Annotated in this window: 3 protein-coding genes; 1 reads left to right on the forward strand and 2 read right to left on the reverse strand. The window is 60.1% G+C overall.

The window, feature by feature from the left end; translation table 11 throughout:
- Positions 1-733: 733 nt before the first annotated feature.
- Positions 734-1,141, reverse strand: coding sequence for a choice-of-anchor tandem repeat GloVer-containing protein (locus VN887_01830; GenBank protein ID HXT38741.1), 408 nt, complete (start codon positions 1,139-1,141; stop codon positions 734-736).
- Between the two features lie 274 nt (positions 1,142-1,415).
- Here VN887_01830 and VN887_01835 point away from each other — a divergent pair, with 274 nt between their 5' ends.
- A complete protein-coding gene (locus tag VN887_01835; protein HXT38742.1) occupies positions 1,416-2,213 on the forward strand; it encodes a carbon-nitrogen hydrolase family protein in 798 nt (265 codons plus the stop codon).
- A gap of 172 nt (positions 2,214-2,385) precedes the next feature.
- Here the strand turns inward: VN887_01835 and VN887_01840 are convergent.
- Positions 2,386-3,399 (reverse strand): efflux RND transporter permease subunit (locus VN887_01840; GenBank protein ID HXT38743.1); only part of this gene is annotated, 1,014 nt, incomplete at its 5' end.

Genomic DNA, 3,399 nt, shown 5'->3' on the forward strand with positions numbered 1-3,399 from the left:
AGCGACGGCGCGCAGCAGCTTTCCTTGAAAGGCTTCGTGGAATTGATGGCCGAACTGAAACCGTTCATCGCCGCGTCCGGTCGGGAATAGCCCGAACTGAAAAACGGGTTCATTCGAAAACTTTGATCAAGGACGAGCCGAATTCAAATCGGACAATCAATGAACGGGCTGGAACGGAGCTTCGATCGTGCTTTGGTCGTGACGCGATGCCCGGGGCAACACTCCGTGACCTTTCAGGGCAGCGAGATGCCGATGCGGTAGAACCGGGATGTATCGGTCGCGTTCAGACCGGTGATGGTCGCCTGATTGTTGTTGGTCGTTGGTCCACTGAATCCGGTCAACGTCTCCCAGACACCATGACGAGGTTGGTCCTGAACTGCGGCGTGTAGATGCGACCGGCGGCAATCGGACCATAGATCAGGTTCAATTGCTGGCCGTTCACATTTTGATCGCTCAGCACGAACGCCGACGCAGAATTCGTCGGGTCAAGACCGGCGACGTACTTGAACAGGTTGTTCTGGCCGGTGCCGTCGGCGTCACAAGTCGCACAGGATTGATCGTTGGTTGTTGTGCCGTTGCCGCCAAAGTATTGCGCGCGCCACCAATCCGAGATGCCATCGCCGACGCTGTCAGGCGCGACCCAGACCTTGGTCGCCGTACCGGTGGCGCCGAGACTGGCGGCCCGGATCGTGTCAGTGCCGGGCGTGGTGCCGCCGATGTAGCTGAAGCTTGCCTAACCGGAGGCGCTCGTGGTTGCGGAGCCGTTTTGACCGAGGTTGGGGCCGGCGGTCACGCTGAAACTGACGAGCACACTGCTGCGCGGCACCCCGTTGGAGGTGACCGTGTGAACGGTGCCGACCGCGTTGGTGGCCGAGGCGGGGGACAGGACACAACTGATGTTCGTGGCGGTGGTGGTTTGGACGGTGAGTTTGAACACGGTGCCCATGCCGTTTACCCCGCCGCCGACCTGAGTCGTTCCATAGAACGCGCCATCCGGCCCGAGGATCAGCGGGGCCACGGGCGCATTGCCGTCGGTGCCCTGGAACACGTGCAATGTCGTCAGCGTGGCCGCGGCCATCAGGCGGCCGGCGGCGAACAGACCCAAGTAAACTACCAAGGCAAAGAGTGCGATGCGTTTCATGACAACTTCATTTCACGCCTTATGGCCGCGTCAGCGCGACCTGCGATCATGGAAGGCCACCAGGAAGGAAGCGCGAACGACACGCCGACCTCTTCGCCATCCAAGGGATGACGAAAGCGGAGCAATTCATCCTGCTGAAATCAAACAAATCCGGTGATTCGCGGTCTGCACGCGTTGCTGAAGATCACCCGTTCGCGACTGTCGGCCGGGCGCCGCCGCGCGACAAAAAAGAAAATCTTGGCGTTCCCTGTCCAGACGCGATTCACTGGACGCGGTGCGAAGCAAATGTTTCAAACTCGCCCTGGCGCAAATGCTGGTCGAGGGTGGAGACAAACACGCCAATCTGAAGCGCGCCCTCGAACGCGTCCGCGAAGCCGCGTCCAACGGCGCGCAGGTTGTCGTTCTGCCGGAAGCGATGACGCTGGGCTGGACACACTCGTCGGCGCGAACCGAAGCGGACGACATTCCCCGCGGTCCGTCCTGCACGAAACTGCGCGAGGCCGCGCGCCGGAACAAAATTTATGTTTGCACAGGGTTGATTGAGCGCACGGCAGATTCGGTATTCAATTCCGCGGTCCTCATCGACTCTGTGGGTGATGTCATTCTTCATCACCGCAAGCTGAACGAACTGGAAATCGGGCACCAATTCTACGCACAAGGGGATCGCCTGTGTGTCGCACACACGCCGCTGGGAACTTTCGGCGTGATGATCTGCGCCGATGCTTTTGCCGCGGGGCAGGTTGTCAGTCGGATGCTCGGCTTGATGGGGGCGCAGATTATTCTTTCACCCTGTGCGTGGGCAGTGCCCGCGGATCACGACAACACAAAGGAACCGTATGGCCGTCTCTGGCTCGACAATTACTGTCCCGTTGCGCGCGATTTCCGAACGTGGATTGCCGGCGTCAGCAACGTCGGCTGGCTGACGGACGGCCCATGGAAAGGCCGCAAGTGCATCGGTTGTTCGCTCGTGGTTGGACCGGACGGAAAACAATCTTTGATGGGACCGTACGGCCACGATGCCGACACGATTCTTTACACGGATATTGAAGTGAAGCCACGCGTCGCGCGGTGATGCGTGGGAGAAGATTTGGCGTCACAGACGCTTGTCTGATCAGTAGCGGTAATCTTCACGTTTTGGACTCAACGGGTCTGCGACCGGGCGCTTTTTAACGTGGCCGCGCCGCCGCGATTTCCGAAGGGTTGACGCAAACCAAAGATTGCGCCTGCCACTGACGAGCGCCAGCTCAGCTGGCGATGCGCGCCTGTCGTCCGGCCTCCCCTTCGTTCCGTCTGACTCCACGCGAGCGCCACAGGAAAAAGATCGCCGGGTAAACGAGCAATTCCATGAGTGTGGACGTGACCACACCACCGACCATCGGCGTGGCGATGCGCTTCATCACGTCCGCACCGGTGCCATGACTCCAGAGAATCGGCGCGAGGCCGGCGATGATGACGCACGCGGTCATGGCCTTCGGGCGGACACGTTTGACCGCGCCGTGGTAAATCGCGTCGCGCAGGTCGGTGACGTTTCGCATCGCACCCCTCCTCTTCCACTCATCGTAGGCAAGGTCGAGATAGAGCAACATGACCACACCGGTTTCCGCATCCAGACCGGCCAGCGCGATAATCCCGATCCACACAGCGACGCTCATATTATAGCCGAGCAGATAGATCACCCAGAACGCGCCGACCAGCGAGAAGGGCACCGCGAGCATCACGATGGCGGTTTTGACGGCTGAACGGGTGTTGAGATAGATGATCAGGATGATGATAAGCAGTGTGAACGGCACTACCACCATCAGGCGTTGTTTCGCGCGTTGCATGTATTCGAATTGGCCGCTCCAAAAAATATTGTAGCCTGGCGGAAGTTTGATCGTGCCGTTCGCTATGGCTTCGTTGACCGCGTGCATGGCCATTTGCACGTAAGTGCCCACGTCGATGCCCCGAATGTCCACGTAAACCCAGGCGCTCGGCACGGCGCCTTCGCTCTTGATCGACATTGGGCCGTCAACGACCTTGAGCGAGGCTAGCTGGCCGAGGGGAATTTGAGGTCCGGCGGGCGTGGGAATCACGATATCTTCCTTGAGCGCGCGGAGGTCGGAACGGAAATCGCGGTCGTAACGAAGGTTCACGGTGTAGCGCTGCAGGCCCTCCACGGTCGTGGTCAGCGGCATTCCGCCCAGCGCCGCGGACAACACATCCTGCACATCGCCGATGGTGAGGCCGTAACGCGCGATGGCGTCGCGGTCGATTTCAAA

It is taken from the genome of Candidatus Angelobacter sp. (assembly GCA_035607015.1).
Classification (GTDB): domain Bacteria; phylum Verrucomicrobiota; class Verrucomicrobiia; order Limisphaerales; family AV2; genus AV2.

What these genes read in the sequence shown, in the direction of transcription:
- VN887_01830 (HXT38741.1), bottom strand. Translation starts at nt 1,141, where the DNA reads ATGAAACGCATCGCACTCTTTGCCTTGGTAGTTTACTTGGGTCTGTTC.